The organism is Emticicia oligotrophica DSM 17448 (assembly GCF_000263195.1).
GTDB classification, from domain to species: domain Bacteria; phylum Bacteroidota; class Bacteroidia; order Cytophagales; family Spirosomataceae; genus Emticicia; species Emticicia oligotrophica.
In genome coordinates this window covers 2,764,322-2,783,899 of sequence record NC_018748.1, presented here as the reverse complement: position 1 = coordinate 2,783,899, position 19,578 = coordinate 2,764,322, and the positions used below count along the sequence as shown (strand labels likewise).

General features: G+C 35.5%; 19 protein-coding genes and 2 tRNA genes. 13 read left to right on the top strand and 8 right to left on the bottom strand.

What is annotated here, in order from left to right:
• Nucleotides 1-27: 27 nt before the first annotated feature.
• Both EMTOL_RS11530 and EMTOL_RS11525 read right to left on the bottom strand, forming a co-directional pair.
• On the bottom strand, nt 28-1,407 hold the full coding sequence (locus tag EMTOL_RS11530) for a vanadium-dependent haloperoxidase (protein ID WP_015029464.1): 1,380 nt from the start codon (nt 1,405-1,407) through the stop codon (nt 28-30).
• A 140-nt stretch (nt 1,408-1,547) separates the two neighbouring features.
• Complete coding sequence (locus EMTOL_RS11525; protein WP_015029463.1) at nt 1,548-2,924, bottom strand: L-serine ammonia-lyase; 1,377 nt, start codon at nt 2,922-2,924, stop codon at nt 1,548-1,550.
• Between the two features lie 124 nt (nt 2,925-3,048).
• Between EMTOL_RS11525 and EMTOL_RS11520 the strand changes: the two genes are divergently transcribed.
• Both EMTOL_RS11520 and EMTOL_RS11515 read left to right on the top strand, forming a co-directional pair.
• A complete protein-coding gene (locus EMTOL_RS11520; protein ID WP_015029462.1) occupies nt 3,049-5,505 on the top strand; it encodes a bifunctional glycoside hydrolase family 9 protein/polysaccharide deacetylase in 2,457 nt (818 codons plus the stop codon).
• An 84-nt stretch (nt 5,506-5,589) separates the two neighbouring features.
• A complete protein-coding gene (locus EMTOL_RS11515; RefSeq protein WP_015029461.1) occupies nt 5,590-6,057 on the top strand; it encodes a redoxin domain-containing protein in 468 nt (155 codons plus the stop codon).
• 81 nt (nt 6,058-6,138) lie between these two features.
• On the opposite strand, the gene EMTOL_RS11510 is transcribed toward EMTOL_RS11515, so the two are convergent.
• Together EMTOL_RS11510 and hisIE are read right to left on the bottom strand one after the other, a co-directional pair.
• A complete protein-coding gene (locus EMTOL_RS11510; RefSeq protein ID WP_041694090.1) occupies nt 6,139-6,477 on the bottom strand; it encodes a phage holin family protein in 339 nt (112 codons plus the stop codon).
• A 120-nt stretch (nt 6,478-6,597) separates the two neighbouring features.
• The gene (hisIE, locus tag EMTOL_RS11505) at nt 6,598-7,200 is read right to left on the bottom strand and encodes a bifunctional phosphoribosyl-AMP cyclohydrolase/phosphoribosyl-ATP diphosphatase HisIE (protein ID WP_015029459.1); all 603 of its coding nucleotides are present in this window, start codon (nt 7,198-7,200) and stop codon (nt 6,598-6,600) included.
• A 122-nt stretch (nt 7,201-7,322) separates the two neighbouring features.
• Here hisIE and EMTOL_RS11500 point away from each other — a divergent pair, with 122 nt between their 5' ends.
• From EMTOL_RS11500 to EMTOL_RS11465, 8 genes are all read left to right on the top strand, one after another.
• Entirely contained in the window at nt 7,323-7,760 is a 438-nt protein-coding gene (locus EMTOL_RS11500) for an energy transducer TonB (protein ID WP_015029458.1), read from the top strand.
• Between the two features lie 111 nt (nt 7,761-7,871).
• Nucleotides 7,872-7,944: transfer RNA gene (locus EMTOL_RS11495), tRNA-Gly, on the top strand.
• A gap of 56 nt (nt 7,945-8,000) precedes the next feature.
• A tRNA-Leu gene (locus tag EMTOL_RS11490) sits at nt 8,001-8,089 on the top strand.
• A 194-nt stretch (nt 8,090-8,283) separates the two neighbouring features.
• Nucleotides 8,284-9,120 (top strand): beta-keto acid cleavage family enzyme, encoded by an 837-nt coding sequence (locus EMTOL_RS11485; protein WP_015029457.1) that lies wholly within the window; start codon nt 8,284-8,286, stop codon nt 9,118-9,120.
• Nucleotides 9,083-9,727 (top strand): acetyltransferase, encoded by a 645-nt coding sequence (locus EMTOL_RS21810; protein ID WP_015029456.1) that lies wholly within the window; start codon nt 9,083-9,085, stop codon nt 9,725-9,727. The genes EMTOL_RS11485 and EMTOL_RS21810 overlap by 38 nt, the downstream gene beginning before the upstream one ends.
• Before the next feature lie 17 nt (nt 9,728-9,744).
• Nucleotides 9,745-10,497 (top strand): hypothetical protein, encoded by a 753-nt coding sequence (locus EMTOL_RS11475; RefSeq protein WP_015029455.1) that lies wholly within the window; start codon nt 9,745-9,747, stop codon nt 10,495-10,497.
• On the top strand, nt 10,481-11,287 hold the full coding sequence (locus EMTOL_RS11470) for a lipid II flippase family protein (protein WP_015029454.1): 807 nt from the start codon (nt 10,481-10,483) through the stop codon (nt 11,285-11,287). Before EMTOL_RS11475 ends, EMTOL_RS11470 begins: the two co-directional genes overlap by 17 nt.
• A gap of 89 nt (nt 11,288-11,376) precedes the next feature.
• Nucleotides 11,377-13,281, top strand: coding sequence for an AAA domain-containing protein (locus EMTOL_RS11465; RefSeq protein ID WP_015029453.1), 1,905 nt, complete (start codon nt 11,377-11,379; stop codon nt 13,279-13,281).
• Between the two features lie 39 nt (nt 13,282-13,320).
• Here EMTOL_RS11465 and EMTOL_RS11460 read toward each other — a convergent pair whose 3' ends face one another.
• On the bottom strand, nt 13,321-14,148 hold the full coding sequence (locus EMTOL_RS11460) for a sterol desaturase family protein (RefSeq protein WP_015029452.1): 828 nt from the start codon (nt 14,146-14,148) through the stop codon (nt 13,321-13,323).
• A gap of 127 nt (nt 14,149-14,275) precedes the next feature.
• On the opposite strand from EMTOL_RS11460, the gene EMTOL_RS11455 reads away from it, so the two are divergent.
• Complete coding sequence (locus EMTOL_RS11455) at nt 14,276-14,794, top strand: D-glycero-alpha-D-manno-heptose-1,7-bisphosphate 7-phosphatase (protein ID WP_015029451.1); 519 nt, start codon at nt 14,276-14,278, stop codon at nt 14,792-14,794.
• 19 nt (nt 14,795-14,813) lie between these two features.
• Here EMTOL_RS11455 and EMTOL_RS22430 read toward each other — a convergent pair whose 3' ends face one another.
• Both EMTOL_RS22430 and EMTOL_RS11450 read right to left on the bottom strand, forming a co-directional pair.
• On the bottom strand, nt 14,814-14,939 hold the full coding sequence (locus EMTOL_RS22430) for a hypothetical protein (RefSeq protein WP_015029450.1): 126 nt from the start codon (nt 14,937-14,939) through the stop codon (nt 14,814-14,816).
• A 98-nt stretch (nt 14,940-15,037) separates the two neighbouring features.
• Nucleotides 15,038-16,525: a type III PLP-dependent enzyme domain-containing protein gene (locus EMTOL_RS11450; RefSeq protein ID WP_015029449.1), complete on the bottom strand. Its 1,488-nt coding sequence runs from the start codon at nt 16,523-16,525 to the stop codon at nt 15,038-15,040.
• Nucleotides 16,526-16,800: 275 nt separating this feature from the next.
• Here EMTOL_RS11450 and EMTOL_RS11445 point away from each other — a divergent pair, with 275 nt between their 5' ends.
• A complete protein-coding gene (locus EMTOL_RS11445; protein WP_015029448.1) occupies nt 16,801-18,270 on the top strand; it encodes a UDP-N-acetylmuramate--L-alanine ligase in 1,470 nt (489 codons plus the stop codon).
• Between the two features lie 127 nt (nt 18,271-18,397).
• On the top strand, nt 18,398-19,027 hold the full coding sequence (locus EMTOL_RS21805; RefSeq protein ID WP_015029447.1) for an HNH endonuclease: 630 nt from the start codon (nt 18,398-18,400) through the stop codon (nt 19,025-19,027).
• A gap of 79 nt (nt 19,028-19,106) precedes the next feature.
• On the opposite strand, the gene EMTOL_RS11435 is transcribed toward EMTOL_RS21805, so the two are convergent.
• Nucleotides 19,107-19,544 carry a CBS domain-containing protein gene (locus EMTOL_RS11435; protein WP_015029446.1) on the bottom strand — a complete coding sequence of 146 codons (438 nt, stop codon included), beginning with the start codon at nt 19,542-19,544 and terminating at the stop codon, nt 19,107-19,109.
• Between the last annotated feature and the right edge of the window lie 34 nt (nt 19,545-19,578).

Below are 19,578 nucleotides of genomic sequence, written 5' to 3'. Positions count from 1 at the left end.
TCCTTATTGTATTTCGCTCAAAAAAACTCATTTAAGCCACTTCAATGCATTTACATTTTGACCAATCTTACGCCCTTCAGCTAAGCCTGTGTCATTATCGCTTCTATTATGAATTCCACCTAATAATCTTGAATAAGCTGATTCTTGAGCAGCCTCCCAAAATGAACTATACGAACGATTCTTATAGAAAATGAAAGTGAGTGGGTCTTGTCCACGTCCTTCATGCGAGTTATCCACGTATTTAAACTCATCACCATACAGCTTGGTAAGTACCGTAGCCGAAGCGGCCGATTGCACTGAATGGCCTGAATAAAACGCTGGAAATGGAGGCTCTGGCCAAAAAGGTAACCATGATGCATCTATATATGTGCGAATAAAAGTCGATGGGCGTTCTGCATGATATGTATATTTTGCCTTCCAACAGTTTATAAAAGCATCTCCGATTGCCATTCCAACCATAGCAAAAGTTTGTGCTGCTTTAATCAATGGTGGCTTGGCTGTTCTAACTACAATTCTTGCGATGCTATAAGAGTGACCCGGTGGCGTAAATGTTCGGCTTGGGTCATCGCCCCAAAATAGGGCAATTTCTTTTTCTTCTTGTGTCAATACTTGATTTTTGGCGTAAACTTCCAAAAACTGTGCATAATATTGTGAGTATGAACTAGAATTAAAAGTAATAGGCCTAGGTACTGCTAAGCTGCTATTTGTTGATACAAAAGTACGGTTTTTACCCCAGTAAGGATGTAAAGGTAAAGTACTAGGAGATTGACTAAATTGTGGACTTTTCCAATAACCAGGCCCTACGGGTAATACATAATCTGTTGTAAAATTACGATTATAACCTTGATATCCTCCATCTGTTTTTGACCATTCAAAAATAGCTTTTGCCACTTCTTGCCCGTACTTCACCGAACGCTCAATAACCGCCTGATTTTCAGCCTTATATTCAGATAAAATCTTTGCTTCAAGTGAATCTATAGTTCTTTTATTGGCTTCAGAAGTTTGTTCGTAAATATTTTTATGAATCCAAGATTGTCCGGCATTTAAGCTCAGTACCCAGTTGTATCTTTGGGTTGAATCTATCTTTGGTAAAGTAACTAAACCATTTAACTGCCCAGCAAGCGAGTTATATGCCTTAAAACCACCAACTATGCTCTCATACATAGTTAGACCAATATATCCAAAACCCCTTGAAGCATACGTGGGAGAGTTTCCAGGTGTTTTTTCTGCAATAAATAAAGACATCTTTCCCCATCGAATAGCAGCACTGGCAGTAGTTGTATCAGTAGCAGCCACTGGTATTGGGTTGTCGCCATTATTGCTTTCACAACCATTCATTATAAGTAGTGTGCATAGTACTAAGGTCAGTAGCCCTACCTTAATACCTTGTGGGTAGATATTTTTCATTCCCTCAATAATTTATCAATTTGTAGAATTGGTTCAAAAACTATACCACTTTGGGTTGTTTTTTTTTAATGTTAATTCAAAATTACATTATTTCGGAAAATATACAAATAAAATCCGCATTAATGGAATACTTTAGTTTTCTAACATTCAGTTGCACTCAATGCTAGACCTGCCTGAGAAGTTTCTTTATATTTCTTCGACATATCTCGGCCCGTTGCACGCATAACTTTTATAACACTATCAAGTGATATTTTCTGTGCCGAGGCATTACCCGATGCGGCTAATAAGTAAGCATTATACGCCTTTATTGCACCCATGGCATTTCGTTCAATACAAGGTATTTGCACATACCCCCCGATTGGGTCACAGGTCATTCCTAAATGATGTTCGATTGCAATTTCGGCCGCAGCTTCTACAATTTCAATACTTTTTCCTGCACAATAGGCCAACATGGCAGCAGCCATTGCAGAAGCTGACCCGATTTCGCCCATACAACCCATTTCTGCACCCGAAATACTCGCATTATGCTTGATTAAGTAACCCACCGCAGCAGCAGCTAGCATTCCTTCTCTCAAACGTTGTTTGTCATAATGATAATGATTTCGCAATAGGAAAAATACACCCGGAATCACGCCTGAAGCTCCCGATGTAGGGGCAGTAACGACAATATTTCCAGCCGCATTTTCTTCCGAAGCTGCCATACAATAGGCGTTCAAGAAAACCATAAAACTATCGGTAGTTGAGGCCGTATTTTTAGCTTGTGCATATAATACTGGAGCTTTTCTACGCAGTTTGATAGTTCCCGGCAAAAGACCTTTCTGACGCAATCCTCGCTTTACAGCCTTGTGCATAGCTTCGAGTATATCATCAATTTTCTGAAAAATCTCTTTTTTACTCAAACCCGTCAATGCCATTTCATTGGCTATCATTAATTCAGTAAGCGTGATTTTTTGCTTGGCTAAATGTTCTTTTAATTCTTTCATCGTTGTGAATCCAAACACAGGCTCTTTATCATTTTGTGCCTGAGCGTCTTCTCCTTTACGTTGAATAAAACCACCTCCTACTGAATAATACTCTTCTCCAAGCACAATTTGTTCATTCTCAATCAACTTAAAAACCAACGTATTAGGATGTGGCGATTCATAGCGTTTACGTTCAAACACAATATTTCTAGCTGTCAACGACACCTCATAATTACCTACTTGTGTTATGTACAAATCATCGGGATTTTTGAGTAATGCTGTAAAGGCCGTAGGCTCGCAAGTATCTGGCAACCAACCCAATAATCCAGCAATTACCGCACGATCAGTTCCGTGTCCTTTACCAGTAGCACTCAAAGATCCATACAAATGAATCATTATTTTAGGCTGATGTAAAGTTGTACTTTGAGCTGAAGCCTTCGCTCTCTGCAAAAAGTCATAAGCTGCTTTCATTGGTCCGATAGTATGTGAACTAGATGGCCCTGGACCAATTTTAAATAAATCAAAAATAGAAGTTTTAATTGCTTCTTGTGTCATTGTTTTGTTGTAGTTGATGAAGTTGAGATAAAATACAAACTTTTAATTCTTTGAAATAAAAATTCGATTTTTACTGCAAAGTAAGTATTTTCACAAAAAACTCAGCACATCAACACCATTAAACATGAAATTTTGTAAAACCTTCTTTTTGATTTTAGCCCTCCCATTCCTTGTTTCAGCTCAAACCTACATTAGAGTCAACCAATTAGGATATTTACCCAAGGCTGTTAAAGTTGCCGTAGTTCTGAGTAAGCACCAAAAGCCATTGCAATCATTTACTATTAAAGATGCCATTACGGATAAGGTAGTTTTTAGTTCTAATAAAATCAAAAATCATGGAGCATTTGGCAATTTTACTTCTACTTATCGCTTAGACTTCTCCAATTTTCAAAAAAAGGGAGCTTATTATATTCAAACCAATGATAGTAAATCAATTAAATTTCGAATTGATGAGGAGGTTTATGCCGGTTCTGCCGATTTTTTGCTAAAATATATGCGTCAACAACGTTGTGGATATAATCCCTTCTTGAAAGACTCATGCCACATACACGATGGATTTAGAGTTTATCACCCTGACCCCAAAAAAGATTCTACCCATATTGATGTAAAAGGTGGCTGGCACGATGCTTCTGATTATTTGCAATACACCACCACTTCGGCCAATGCGATTTATCAAATGTTATTGGCCTATAAAAATAATCCGACTGTATTTAAGGATTTTCATCAAGCAAATGGCTTGGAAGGCAGCAATGGTATTCCTGATATTATTGACGAAATCAAATGGGGAATCGACTGGCTTGTAAAGATGAATCCTGCTTATGGAGAGATGTATAATCAGATTGCTGATGACCGCGACCACATCGGCTTACGTTTACCCAACAACGACCCTAATTCTTATGGGAAAGGAACTATGCGACCCGTATATTTTTGTACAGGTAAACCACAAGGAGCTTTCCAAAATAAAAGTAGGGCAACGGGAATTGCGTCTACTGCTGGTAAATATGCTTCAACTTTTGCGTTAGGCTCGGAAGTTTTACAGAAATTTTATCCTGATTTTTCTAAAACACTAAAAAAGAAGGCTATTGATGCCTATGATTGGGGTAAAAAGAATCCAGGGGCTTGTCAAACGGCTCCTTGCCGTGCACCCTACTTTTATGAGGAAGACAATTGGACTGATGATATGGAATTGGCCGCCGCCGAGCTGTCTAAAATCACAAAGAATAAAGATTATCTTCAAGATGCCATCAATTTTAGTAAACAAGAAACCGTTACACCTTGGATGATAAACGATACCGCTCGACATTATCAATGGTATCCATTCATGAATGCAGGCCACTACCAAACGGCTTCTCAAATGACCAATAATAATGAGTTAAAATCTTATTATCAACAAGGTTTGAGTGCTATCAAAGCGAGAGCGAAGAAAAATCCTTTCTTGAATGGCATTCCATTTATTTGGTGTTCAAATAACTTAGTAACGGCAACCCTCACGCAAATCAATTTATATAGAAAATTAGGAGGAAAAGGCTTCGAAGAAATGGAAGCTGCTCTTCGTGATTGGCTTTTTGGTTGCAATCCGTGGGGAACAAGTATGATAGTTGGTCTTCCTCTTGCGGGCGATTACCCTCAAGACCCACATTCTGCCTTTACTTACTTGAAAAATTATCCAATAGATGGCGGATTAGTTGATGGACCCGTAAGAACATCTATTTTTAAAGGCTTAAAATATGTTGCCCTTCGCTTTCCTGACGAATATGCTGATTTTCAGTCAAATATGGCAGTTTATCACGATGATTTTGGCGATTATTCAACCAACGAGCCAACCATGGACGGTACCGCCTGTCTGACTTACTATTTATCAACTTTAGAAAATGCTCCTAAAACTACCGAAAAACTAAGTATTTACAAGGGAGCGATTACTCGATTCGATGCTAACAAAAAAATAATTCGATTGGCTTTTACAGGGCATGAGTTTTATGAAGGAGGTGAAAAAATTGCCCAAACTTTAAAATCTGAAAATATTAAAGGCTCATTTTTCTTTACTGGTGAATTTTATAGAAATCCAGCAACCTATTCGCTCATTCAAAAACTTATCAGTGATGGGCATTACTTAGGCGGACATTCTGATAAACACCTACTTTATAATGACTGGACAAAACCAGATTCTCTACTCATTTCCAAACTACAATTTGATGATGACTTAAAGTCCAATTATTTGGCTATGAATAAATTTGGCATTACTCCTGAAAAAGCACCGTATTTTATGCCTCCTTTCGAATGGTATAATGAAACAATTGCTGAATGGACCAAGAATAATGGCTTACAGCTCATCAACTTTACTGCTGGAACAGGTTCGAACAGAGATTATACTTACCCAGAAATCGGCAATAAATACGCTAATAATCAAACTATTATGCGTGACATTTTAAAGTATGAAAAGAATAATAAAGATGGACTAAATGGATTTATTTTACTCATTCACTTAGGCACTGACCCAAGAAGAAAAGAAAAGTTTTACGACCAATTACCCCAATTAATTAAACATTTGAAACAAAAAGGCTATCAATTTAAACGTCTATGACACGAGTTTTTTTGAGCTATCCAAACTTTCTACTTAATTTGTGGGTTATTATTTTAATCTCAATAACTTAATAAATTCAAAATTATGGCTGTTAAAGTAGGCGAACTAGCACCTGACTTCAAATTATTTAATACTGATAAAGCAGAAGTGAATCTTTCTGATTATCGTGGAAAAAATGTAGTAGTATTATTTTTCCCATTGGCATTTACAGGCGTTTGTACGGCTGAACTTTGTCAAATGCGTGATGACATTGCCACTTACGCTGGCCTAAACGCAGAGATTTTAGGTATTTCAGTAGATTCTATCTTTACTTTGGGTAAATTCAAAGCTGAGCAAAATCTTCCATTCCAATTACTATCTGATTTCAATAAAGAAACAGCTCAAGCTTACGGAGCTTATTACGATACATTTGTTTTTGGAATGCAAGGAGTAGCTAAACGTTCGGCTTTTGTTGTTGACAAAGAAGGAGTTATTAAATATGCCGAAGTACTTGAAAGTGCAGGTGATTTACCAAACTTCGCAGCAGTAAAAGAAACTTTAGCGAGTCTCTAATTATACTTTCTGTTTATAAACGAAGAGTCCATTGTGAGATATACATCAAACAATGGACTCTTTAGTTTTATAGCATTTAGCCTAATCCTGAAATGCTCCCACTAAGCTATTTACAATCGAAAGTACAAAACCAAAAATAAGTGGTTGTAAGAATCCACCAACCCTAAAGCCTTCTACCAAATAGGCAGCTAAATAAACAATACCCACATTGATAACTAAAGAAAATAAACCTAAAGTTAGCAGTGTAATTGGCAATGAAAGCAACTTTAAGATGGGTTTAATAAATGTATTCAAGAAACTCATCACAAAAGCTACCATCAACGAAGTTGTGATGGAATCTACCTTGATTTCACTCAAAAATTGGGGCATGAAATAAACCGCAGCCGCACAACATGCCAAACGAATTAAATAATTTATCATAATAAATATGAATGAGAATATGGGTGAATGATTACGTATAAAAGTAATGAAATCATTGAGAAAATTCAAAGAATTCGAACGGAATTCTATCATTTTACACTCAAATTTTCAAATTAACATTTATTTATGACGCTTAATCAATACATCTAAAACCTCATCAAAAGTATAGTTTTTCTGCTCTAAAAGCACCAAATAATGGAAGAATAAATCAGCCGCTTCACCTAAAAACAAATCTTTATTTTCATCTTTCGCTTCAATTACTAACTCTACGGCTTCTTCTCCTACTTTTTGGGCTACTTTATTTACGCCTTTCTTAAACAGTTGTGCCGTGTAAGAACTATCAGAAGGATTTAGCTTACGGTCTCTTATCACTGAGCGTAAATGATTGATAAACATTACTTTCCCATCGTTTACCTCCTGAAAACAAGTGTCATCTCCAGTATGGCAAGTAGGGCCATCTGGCGAGGCGTTAATCAAAATTGTATCTCCATCGCAATCAATTAATACTTTTTTTACGTGAAGAAAATTATTCGAAGTCTCTCCTTTTGTCCAAAGTCTTTGTTTACTTCTACTAAAAAAAGTTACGATTCCCTCGGCCATAGTTTTTTCATACGCTTCGGCATTCATATATCCAAGCATTAAAACTTTACCGGTGATTGAATCCTGAATAATTGCAGGCACTAAGCCATCGACCGATTTATCAAAAGCGATTGTTCTTTCCATTTTGGTAAGCCTAAATATCTTTAAAATAATATTTAGATATTTAGTTAAATATTTATATTTAAAAAATAATTCTTAATAGATTTGCAAAAGTACAGATGTTAGAAACTTAAACTTATAAAAACATGAAAAATTTATATTTAATTAGCCTTTTATGTATTTCGACAGGGGTTATTGCCCAAGAAAATACATTAATTTACACTACTGCCGATATTTGGCCAACGTATCCACAAGGCAATAAAGCACTCTATACTTTCATTTGTACAAACCAGAATGTATCTGTTGAAGCAATTCCGAGTGAAAAAAACAAGAATATCGTCTTTGTCAGATTTGTCGTTGAAAAAGATGGTAGTCTGTCTGGGCACAAGGTGATGAGAGGAATCAATCAAACTTGTGATGCAGAAGCATTGAGAATAACAAAACTTCTTTCTAAGTGGAATCCGGGAGGAACGATTCGATTTAATAAATTTCAGCCTTTACGTATGTACATGACAATTGCTGTAAAATTTTTTCGAAATTTTTCTGACTGTGAAGCATCTTATTATCAGTTAATTACAAATTAAGTAGAAAAAAAAATAGTTTTTTTTTATTGTAAGACTTGACAAGTAAAGAAAATCGCTATACCTTTGCACCACATTAAGACAGAGACACCAAAACGAAGTCAAAATGTAAACGCGAAAGTAGCTCAGTTGGTAGAGCGTAACCTTGCCAAGGTTAAGGTCGCGGGTTCGAGACCCGTCTTTCGCTCGAAAGAGTAAGCACCTTACTGGTGCTTTTTTTTTCAGAGTTGGTCTTTTCCAACCGCCGAGGTGGTGGAACTGGTAGACACGCAGGACTTAAAATCCTGTGAGCTTTTAAACTCGTACGGGTTCGATTCCCGTCCTCGGTACCAATTAAAAGTCTAAAATACTAATGATTGTATTTTAGACTTTTTTTTTGCCTGATTTGCTCATTTATATCTTATTAATACTTAAAGTAAAATCTTTGTTATTCTTAATTTATAAAGGAGTCATTCAAACACACTTCATAAAATTGATATCCCTTACCTTTTTAATAGTATTAACAGTTTCTTTGGTATAAAATAATATGCTACCAAAAATTATTAACCTTTGCCCCACAGGAACGCTTACAACGAAAGAAAACTCTTTTGCTCCAATCTATTATTCTGAAATCATTGACGATGTATTAGCTTGTTACGAAATAGGCATAAGTGTTGTTCATTTACATGCAAGAGATAACTTAGGGCAAAATACATACAAAAAAGAAGTCTATCAAAAAATCATAGAAGGCATTAAAAAGCATGCACCAGATTTGGTTATTGGAGTATCATTAAGCGGTCGTTTCTACAATGAAAATAATTTAAGAGCAGAAGTCCTCAGTCTTTATCCAGACTTAGCCTCACTGACAATGTCTTCTTTAAACTTTCCTAAAAATGCTTCTATAAATACTCCAGATACTATTTTATGGTTAATTGAAGAAATGAAAAAATATGGAGTAAACCCTGAAATTGAATGTTTTGACTCTGGGATGATAAACTTCACCAATCATTTAATAAAAAAAGGTATTTTAGTAGAACCAATTTATATGAATGTAATTTTAGGTAATTTATTCAATGCTGGTACAGATATTTCTACAATTAGTTCTATTGTTCATAACTTACCAAATCATGCAAAAGTTTGTTTTGGAGGAATCGGACAAGCCCAATTGAAATCAAACTTAATTGGTTTAATTGAAGCCGATGGAGTAAGAATCGGATTGGAAGATAACCTTTATCTAAACGATAAAAATAAAGCAACCAATCGGCAATTACTCGAAAGAATTCATAGAATTATGAATGAACTAGATTATTGTTATATGAGTACAACAGAATTTAAAAATTTAGGCTATGGAAATAAAAAAACTAACGGTTTTGGGGCTAAGTGAGCCAACCCTAACGATGATATTTGATAATTTAGAATCTTGCCAACTATTTCCTAAAGTTAAAATAATAAACAATTTAGGTTTAGATGAACTTAAGCCCTTTCACAATCCTAAATTTTCAATTGATATTTTAAGGGAGTATCAAAACAATAATAATGATGATGTTTTTTTAGGAGCAATAAAGCCTTACACTAAAGTAGCGGTCCTAAAAAATTATCTAGACCAAAAACTTAATTTTATTAATATTATTCACCAAACAAGTGCCATTTCTTCAACAGTAGAGTTGGGCAAAGGTATTCTTATAAACAGTTTGGTATCAATTGCTAGCTTTACTAAAATTGGCAATTTCGTTTCTATCAATAGAAATGCTTCTGTTGGGCACCACACAGAAATTGCGGATTTTGTCACCCTAAGTCCAGGTACAAATGTGGCAGGATTTGTCAAAATCGGAGAGAAGAGTTTGATTGGTATTGGAGCAAATGTGATTGATGGTGTAACCATTGGTAGCAACTCCATCATTGGTGCAGGAGCATTAGTTACTAAAGATATTCCAGACGGGGTTATTGCTTATGGAAATCCTTGTCAAATTATCAGAGATAATAAATATTAATGCTTTTACACTAAAATATGTTACATATTATCACCCCATTATACCGTTTTCATTTATTAGAAAAGGTCTATCAAAGTATTCCCAAAAATGATGATATTAGGTGGCATATCGCCAAATCAACACAACGAGAAAAGTTAGAATATGATTTTATTCAAACAGACTCAAGGATACACTTATACGAATTAGATTGCCCAGATGCCGATACTGTCACAAAGCGGAATGTAATATTTGCCAATATCAAAGATGGCTTTTTTTATTGTTTAGATGATGATACCCTTTTTTTAGAGGAAGTGTACAATGTTTATAAAGAGTATCATCATACAGATTTTAAAGGAATGATTATTGGACAAAGTAATCTCATAAAAAAAGTGCAACTTTCTGCAGACCCTAAAAAAAGCTGGATAGATACTGGTATGGTTATTTGCTATTTCAGCGTTTTAGAAAAAGAGAAATGGGAATGGACAGAAATTGCAGGTAGAGACTGCTATTTTTGGAGTAGATGTTATCAATTCTTTGGAGAAGAAAATATTATCTTTCTGGATAAAGTAATATCTCATTATAATTCACTAAGTCCATATTTAAGGGTTCGGAAACCTATATTATTCTGGAATTTTAAATATGATATTTATAACCGTACATTAGCCAGAACCTATATAAAATTAGCACTTACTAAAAATATATTTTATAAATTTTTCTTTTCTAGTAATAACACGATTAAAGAGCAAAAAATAAATCATCTTAAAGCCCTATTAGATGCTTTCTCAAAATAACATTTTTGAGGTTTGTCTACTGACGATGATTATTCATTTCATCGGTATAATAAGCCTTTCAGCCCGAATTGTAGGAATAAGAACTAAGAAATTAGCTTCTTCTTTTTCAATATTCAATATTATCATTTTAATCTCTCAATTTTCAAGTTCTATTCAATCTCCACTACTGGCAAAATCCATTGAGAGTCAAATCATTAATGGTTTACCTCCAAACAATATTACATTCAGACTTATTATTTTTTCGGCAACAATTGGTTCTTGTTTAGGCATATTGGCGTTTCCTACTGGACATAGATTTATGGCGAAAGGAGTTGATTCATTATATTACCATAAGTCTATTTTTAAGGTTTTAATGAAATCTATCCGAAGTTCTACCCTAACACATTTCAGAAAAAGTCTTACTATACCAAGAATTGAAAATCTAATTCGTCTGAGACATTATAAAGATATTTCGGTAAAGATGATTTTACTAAATATTCTTGTAAACGGTTTTATTACTGTAAGTGTATTATCATGTTTATATGCTGGATTTCTAAATCCCAACTTAAGAACAACAGCCCTTTCTCTCAATGGTATAAGTGTTGGAGTTGGAGTAGTTGGCATGTTACTTTTTGTTGAACCTTATAATGCAACTTTAACAGATAAAGTACTCGATGGCTCAGTTTCTGAAGCATTTTTTCGAAAATTTTTAACTTTTGTTGTTATTGCACGTATGATAGGTACAATTGCTGCTCAGTTTCTACTTATACCTTTAGCACAATTAATTATTAAAATTGCGGAGATTATTTGAGCCATATACGGTAAATCATTTTAGTACTTAAAAAACTTCAACCCTACCCAACCTAAAATTTCAACTGAATATTTCCGTACCTTTGTGATATGGATTATTTTAAAAATTTACTCGACTTACTCAAAACCGAGCGAGAAGAAGACCACCGTCAATATCAACAACTTACCGAACAAACTTCTGCAGCCGAACGCCGTGCCAACGGAATTACGTGGTATCCGATTGCTATTAGGGGCTCAGAAATTGGCCGTGGCGATTACCTCACTGTTGAAGTAGAACGAACCACTCACCAAGATATTTCGCATCAACTACGTGCAGGTATACCCGCAGTTTTATTTGGCAATCACGACCCACAAAAAGACCGTGTAGAAGGAACCATTTCTTTTTTAAATGGAAATCGATTAAAAATAACGCTTAAAACTGATGAATTGCCCGATTTTTCCCGCGATGGCAAACTTGGAATCGACTTGCTTTTTGATGATAATAGTTACGAAGAAATGCAGTCGGCATTGAAGTATGCTCAGGAAATGGCTAATAAACCAGAAGGGAATTTAGTAAAGATTCTAACTGGCGAAAAAAAGCCAACTTTCAGAACTGATTTGCACCCAATATCGGTTCCGAAACTCAATGATTCACAAAATAATGCTTTAAATAAAATCATATCAGCCAATGAATTGGCGATTGTTCATGGCCCTCCAGGGACTGGAAAAACCACTACTTTAGTACAAACAATCAAGACAATTATTAAGCAAGAAAACGCCAAAACACCAATCTTGGTGGTAGCTCCGAGCAATACCGCGGTTGATTTATTGAGCGAAAAACTATCAGAAGAAGGACTAAATGTCTTGCGTATTGGTAATCCAGCACGTGTAAGTGAGCGTTTGATGGCACTCACACTAGATAACAAAATGACAGATCATCAACTTATGAAAAACGCTAAAACGCTTAAAAAGCAAGCCAATGAATATCGTAATATGGCACATAAATACAAGCGAAGTTTTGGCAAAGCGGAAAGGGATCAACGCAAACTACTATTCGATGAGGCTCACAAAATCATGAAAGAGGTGGGTAATATTGAACAGTACGTCATTGATGATGTTGTCACCAAAACTCAAATCATTACTGCCACTTTGGTGGGAGCTAATCATTATACGATTCGTAATCTTAGCTTTCACACAGTAATTATTGATGAAGCAGGGCAAGCTTTAGAACCTGCTTGCTGGATTCCGATTTTAAAGGCTCAAAAAGTTATTTTTGCAGGCGACCATTGCCAACTACCACCGACCATTAAATCAAATGAGGCAGCTAAAAATGGGCTCAATACTACTCTTCTAGAAAAATGTGTTGCCCTTCACCCCGAAGCCGTAACACTTTTAGAAGAGCAATACCGAATGAATGAGCAAATTATGGCACATTCGTCAAAGGTCTTCTATAATAATCAATTGAAAGCCCATGCCTCAGTAGCGAAACAAACATTGTTTGTCGATGAAAAGCCTCTCCATTTTATAGATACTGCTGGCTGTAGTTTTGATGAAAAATTGGAAGGAACAAGTTCAACGAACCCTGATGAAGCAGCATTTTTGGTCAAACATCTAAATGGTTTTGTAGAAGAATTGAAGAAAAAATTTAGCACTGCTAATTTTCCAAGTATTGCTGTTATTTCTCCTTATAAACAACAAATTTCCATTCTAAAAGAACAAGTAGAACATGCTCCCGAATTAAAGGAGGTTTTGAATAATATATCGGTCAATACAATTGATAGTTTCCAAGGCCAAGAGCGAGATATTGTTTATATAAGCCTTACCCGTAGCAATGCTGAAGGGGCAATCGGTTTCTTATCAGATATACGCCGCATGAATGTAGCCATGACTCGTGCTAGAAAAAAACTAATTGTCATTGGCGATAGTGCTACGCTTTCAAGCTCAAATTTTTATGAAGAATTTATTTCCTATACCCAAGAAATAGAAGCTTATCAAAGTGCTTGGGAATGGATGTAATAAAAAAAGGTGCCTTCGACTTCGCTCAGGCACCTTTTTTTATTCTCCTACTGGTTGTCTATAAGGTTCAAATGGAATTTTAAGTAAACTACCCAATCGGTCGTTCTCTTCGGGTTTCATGTGTGTATCAATGCCATAGATAATTTTATCACGGTCGAGTGTCATGTATGTACCAAAAAGTCTATCCCAAATGGAAAAAATATTTCCGTAGTTTGAATCAGTATATGGTTGCACATAATGATGGTGTACTTTGTGCATATCTGGCGAAACAATTACCCAGCTAATGGCATTATCAAGCCATTTTGGAATGACAATATTAGCATGATTAAATTGTGAAAGCAGCACCGAAATAGCTTGATACATAAATACCATCCACATCGGAGCTCCCGCAATAACAATTCCTGCGGTTGTAAAAATAAACCTGAAAACACTCTCACCAGGATGATGACGGTTGGCAGAAGTTGTATCTACATTTGTATCTGAATGATGAACCAAATGGAATTTCCACATCCATTTTACCTTGTGCTCTGTCCAATGTACAAACCATGCTCCAATCAAATCAAGTAGTAATAAACCAACAATTGTAAATGCCCATAATGGCATTGTTGGCAACCATTGCAGAATACCAAAATGATTATTTACCGCCCATTCAGCCGATTTAAGCAAGATAATAGCTAATGCGAAATTGATAATAATCGTTGTCAGCGTAAAGAAAATATTGATTCTTGCGTGCTTAAACTTATTGTACTTAAAATTAAAGAGTGGAATAGCATACTCTGCCATCCAAAAGAAAGCAATACCACCAATCAAAATCGCACTTCGGTGCGTTGAAGGGATTGTGGCAAAATAATTGATTATTGATTCCATGTGGTTTAAGGTGTTTAGTTTGTTTGTCAAAAATAATATCTAAAACCATTGAATAATAATTTTTTGAAGTATATTGTTCAAAAATATTTATATTTTTTCTTTTCTTTGTACCATTAAACATTGCTGCATGAAAAAGTGTATTTTCCTTGACCGAGATGGTGTATTAAATGAAGAGCAACACGACTACGTTAGTCGAAGGGAAGATTTCGTAATTCGCGAAGGAGTTATAGAAGGTCTCTCGCTACTAAAAAAAGCAGGATACATGCTTATCGTTGTAACCAATCAAGCGGGCATAGCTAAAGGTCTATATACCGAAAATCTAGTACGAGATTTTCATGAAATACTACAAGCAGAATGCGGTGGCATTATTGACGATCTATACTTTGCCAAACACCATCCTAATTACACCTCAAATTCTCTTTTACGTAAACCTGATTCGCTCATGCTTGAAAAGGCAATGGCTAAATATCAAATTGACTCTACACAATCTTTTATGATTGGTGATGCCGAGCGTGATGTAAAAGCAGGAAAAAAAGCTGGTGTAAAAACCATACATATTACGGGAGGGAAGGAAACAACAGACTTAGCTGACTGGCAATTTGGCAGTCTGCTAGAAGCTTCACGTTTCATCACAACCCTTGCTTAATTTTGAGCTAATACTCAAATTATGCGTGGCGTTTCTCAATGGTATTTTTTGGAGCTGTTTTACCGTAGGCAGGGCATTGTTGGCGTTTGCATGAAGCCATTGAAGCAACCACAATTAAGCTAAAAATCAGTAATTTAACTTTCATTAGAATTTTATTTTGGGTCTTTTGATATAAACTTTGTGTAGAATTTTTAGGTACTACACAAAGTTTTTTTATTTAAACGTACTACTAAATAAAATATTTTACGAAGCAGCTTCTTCTACCATCTCTTCCGCATTTTTCTTAGCTTTTTTGGCTGGAGTAGTAATTTTTGCAGGCTCACTCTTTTTATCTTTAAAGCCCAATATTTTCATCATCGAATCGCTGTCTTGCTCAGGCGAAAATAATTCCGTAATAATATTACCTTCATCATCTAAGTTTACCAATACGTGTTGCGGAGCTGGAATTAAACAGTGCTGAATACCACCGTAGCCCCCCAATGATTCTTGGTAAGCACCCGTATGGAAGAATCCAATATACTGGTCTTCGTTATCAATGTCAAAAATTGGCAAATATAAATCTTCCGAATGAGCCTCTGTATTATAAAAATCGGCCGAATCGCAGGTTAATCCACCAAGATTTACTTTTTCGTACGGACTATCCCAGTTATTTACTGGCATCATGATATACTTTTGACCAATCCCCCACGAATCTGGTAATTGAGTAATAAACGAACCATCAATCATGTACCAAAGCTCACGGTCGTTTTGTTGTTTTTTATCAATTACTTTATAAATAACTGCCCCACTCTCACCCACTGTATAGCTACCAAATTCGGTAAAAATATGTGGTACTGGAACGTTATTTTTATTACAAATCCACTGGATATTTTCAATAATTTCATCAATCATCGCCTGATAATCATAATTGAATACAAGCGAAGTTTGAATCGGTAAACCGCCACCAATATCAATAGAATCAAGTTCAGGGCAAAGCTTTTTCATTTCGCAGTATTTAAACATAAAGCGTGTCAATTCTGACCAATAATAGGCATTATCTTTAATACCTGCGTTGATAAAGAAATGAAGCATTTTAAGTTTAAATCTCGGATTTGGCTTAATTTTTTCCAAATATAAGCTATTGACATCGTTATAGCGAACACCCAAACGAGAAGTGTAAAATGCAAAGTTCGGTTCTTCATCGGTAGCAATTCTGATACCTAAATTCACCGCTTCTGCTTTCGAGTGCTCTAAATAATAATCAATTTCCTTAAGATTATCTAAAATCGGAATACAGTTTACAAAACCATCATTGTGCAAAGCCGAAATTTCTTCCAAATACCTCGGGCGTTTATAGCCATTACAAATAATGTATGTATTCTTATTAATTTTTTCTTCCTCATACAAGGCTCTGATAATGTCCATATCGAAAGAAGAAGAGGTTTCGAGGTGAACATTATTCTTGAGGGCAGTTTCGATAATGAAACGAAAATGCGACGATTTCGTGCAATAACAATAAGTATAACTTCCTTTGTAATTATACTTTTTCATGGCATTTCTGAAAAGTAGCCTTGCATTATCAATATGTTCTGCTATCTTTGGCAAGTACGTAATTTTCAGAGGTGTACCATACTCTTTAATAATATCGGTTAAGCGAACATTATTAAATAACAAAGTATGGTTTTCATCAACACCAAACTCACGTGTCGGAAACTCAAAAGTTTGCTCGATAAGGTCTATGTAACGTTTCATATTTAAAAAGTAGTGCTATTGATTAAGTAACCAATAAATCCACTAATAAATTTTTGGTGCCTCAAAACGGCAGGTGATGGAAATTTGAAAATTATGTGCAAATGTCATATTAAATTAAGAACTTTGCAATGAATTTATTAGCTTCTTTTAACTATAAGCATGTTAGTTATTATTATTTAGCTAAACAAATTTTTCTTAATAGTTGAAAAACTACACTTTTGAACTAAAATTTTAAAAGCCAATAGCCATTCGCTAACGGCTGATAGCTTTTTTATATGTCGAAAAAAATACATTTCATAGCTATTGGTGGTGCTGTTATGCACAATCTTGCCCTTGCTTTACACAAAAAAGGGTATCAAGTTACTGGTTCTGATGATGAAATCAACGACCCCTCAAAAAGTCGCTTGGCAGCTGTAGGTATTCTTCCTGCTGAATTGGGCTGGTTTCCTGAAAAAATCACGGCCGATTTAGATGCAGTCATTTTAGGAATGCACGCTTTTGCTGATAACCCTGAACTGGCCAAGGCTCAAGAACTAGGACTAAAAATATATTCTTTCCCAGAGTATATCTACGAACAAAGTCAAAACAAACAACGTGTAGTAATTGCTGGTAGCCACGGAAAAACCAGTATTACCAGTATAATTTTGCACGTATTAAAATATTACAATCGTAAATTCGATTATCTAGTAGGTGCACAGATAGAAGGATTCGATGTGATGGTACAACTAAGCGATGACGCTCCAGTGATTATCATTGAAGGTGATGAATACCCAGAATCAAAAATTCATCTTAAATCGAAATTCTTATTCTATCACCCACATATTTGCCTACTCAGTGGTATCGCATGGGACCACTTCAATATCTTCACTACTTTTGATAGCTACGTACATACATTCGAAGAATTAGCCGATGGACTTCCTAAGGCTGGAAGTATCGTGTATGATGAGACTGATGATATTGTAAAAGTAATTGGCGAAAAAGACCGATTAGATGTATCGAAGTTTCCTTACAAAGCACATCCTTACAAAGTTGAAAATGGAAAGTGCATTTTGTTAACAAAAGAAGGAGAAGTAGCACTACAAATTTTTGGTGAACACAATATGAAAAACCTCAACGGTGCTAAGATTATTCTTGACCGTTTAGGCATCACCGATGAAGAGTTCTATCAGGCAATCCAACATTTTTCTGGAGCTTCAAAACGCTTAGAGAAATTAGGCGAAAACGCCAATACACTTATCTATCGCGACTTCGCTCATGCCCCTTCAAAGCTTGAAGCCACTACCAAAGCAACTAAATCTTTATTCCCTAATCGCCGATTAGTAGCATGTTATGAGCTACATACTTTCAGTAGCTTGAATAAAGATTTCTTGCCACAATATGAAGGAAAAATGGATAGTGCCGATACGGCTATCGTATTTTATACTCCTCACACCTTAGAAATGAGACGTTTACCGATGATTACACCAGATGATATTAAAAAGTCTTTTGGTGATGACAATCTAATGGTATTTACTGATGCTCAACAACTAAAAGATTTCTTAATGAGCCAAAACTGGTTCCAAACTAATCTACTCATGATGTCATCAGGCACATTTGGAGGAATTGATTTGGCCCAATTAGGTCAAGGTATATTAGCTAAAGAGGTTATCGAAGAATTTCCGAAAGTAAAAGTGATATCTGAGCCTAAAGAGGATAATTCATGGTCGGGCTTGCTTTCTACTTTCAAAAAGGTTTTTGAAGGTTAATAAAAATCCATACGCTTTCGTTATAAAAAGTGCCGTGACTAAAAAACCATACCTGCTGAAATTCAGTTTCTATGGATAAAAAGATTTTCTATTCATTTAGTTATGGATATTAAAATTGTAAAGAAAGATGGAAGAAGTTAAAAAGAAGCCAATCCCTCCTTTGAGAGCAACAATTCGGTTTAGTTCTTATCCGAATGAAATTTGGAAGGAATTCAAGCCAAAGGGGGCAAAACGCCGCTATATGGCCTCAAACTTAGGCAGAATAGCCTCGTTTTACAAAGATTTACACGAAGATGGTTACATCTTAAAACCCAGCAAAGGAAACCCAACAAGTGGCTTGCGTTTAGCATTAAAAGTGTATTTTGTTGGTGATAAAATTGGAGTGAAAGGTAAACCGATTAGTGAATCTAAAAATTTGTCATTCCCGGTTCATAACATTATCGCTGAATTATTTTTAGGTCCTCCAGGAGAAGATGATGAGCAAGTAATCCACCTCGACCACGACAAGTATAACAACGAAGTAAGCAACTTAAAATGGGCTTCTAAGGAAGAAGCTTGGGCTCATTTCAAGAAAAGTGAGCACTACACACCTGTCCAAAAAGGCCAGAAGCTAACTATCGACAGGGTTCGTCTTATTAAAAGAAAAATATTAGAAGGTAAAACTAAGCAATCGCTTCTTGCTAAGCAATTTGGTTTATCAGAAATGGGTATTTATCGCATAAAGACCGGTAAACTGTGGCGACACGTAACTGTTTAAACATACATCCAAAGAAAAAGGTAAGACTTTTGAGTCTTACCTTTTTCTTTGGATCAATAAGTATATATTTACATGCCACTTATGCATAATTACCTGAAATATAGCCTTGTAAAGAAGCTATTTGAGATTTTTGCTCTTGAATAATCGAAGAAACAACATCGTTGATAGAAATGATTCCTACTAAAATGGCATTCTCCATTACTGGAAGGTGACGAATGTGTTTTTCAGACATTATCTGCATGGCCATTTCAAGTTTATCCTCCATTTCAACCGTAATCACATTAGCTGTCATTACATCACTCACTGGTGTATCATCTGAATGACGACCCTTCAATACAATTTTCCGAGCATAATCACGCTCTGAAAATATACCCGATAACTTACCCTCATCAATGACCAATACGGCTCCAATGTTCTTATCGGCCATCTCAACCAACGCATCATATACTGTTGTACTTGAAGTTACTGAAAAAAGAGCGTTAATCTTCTTACCTTGTAAAATTTGACGGATTTTCATGAGTTAATTTAAGGGTTAAAGCGATTATGAATAG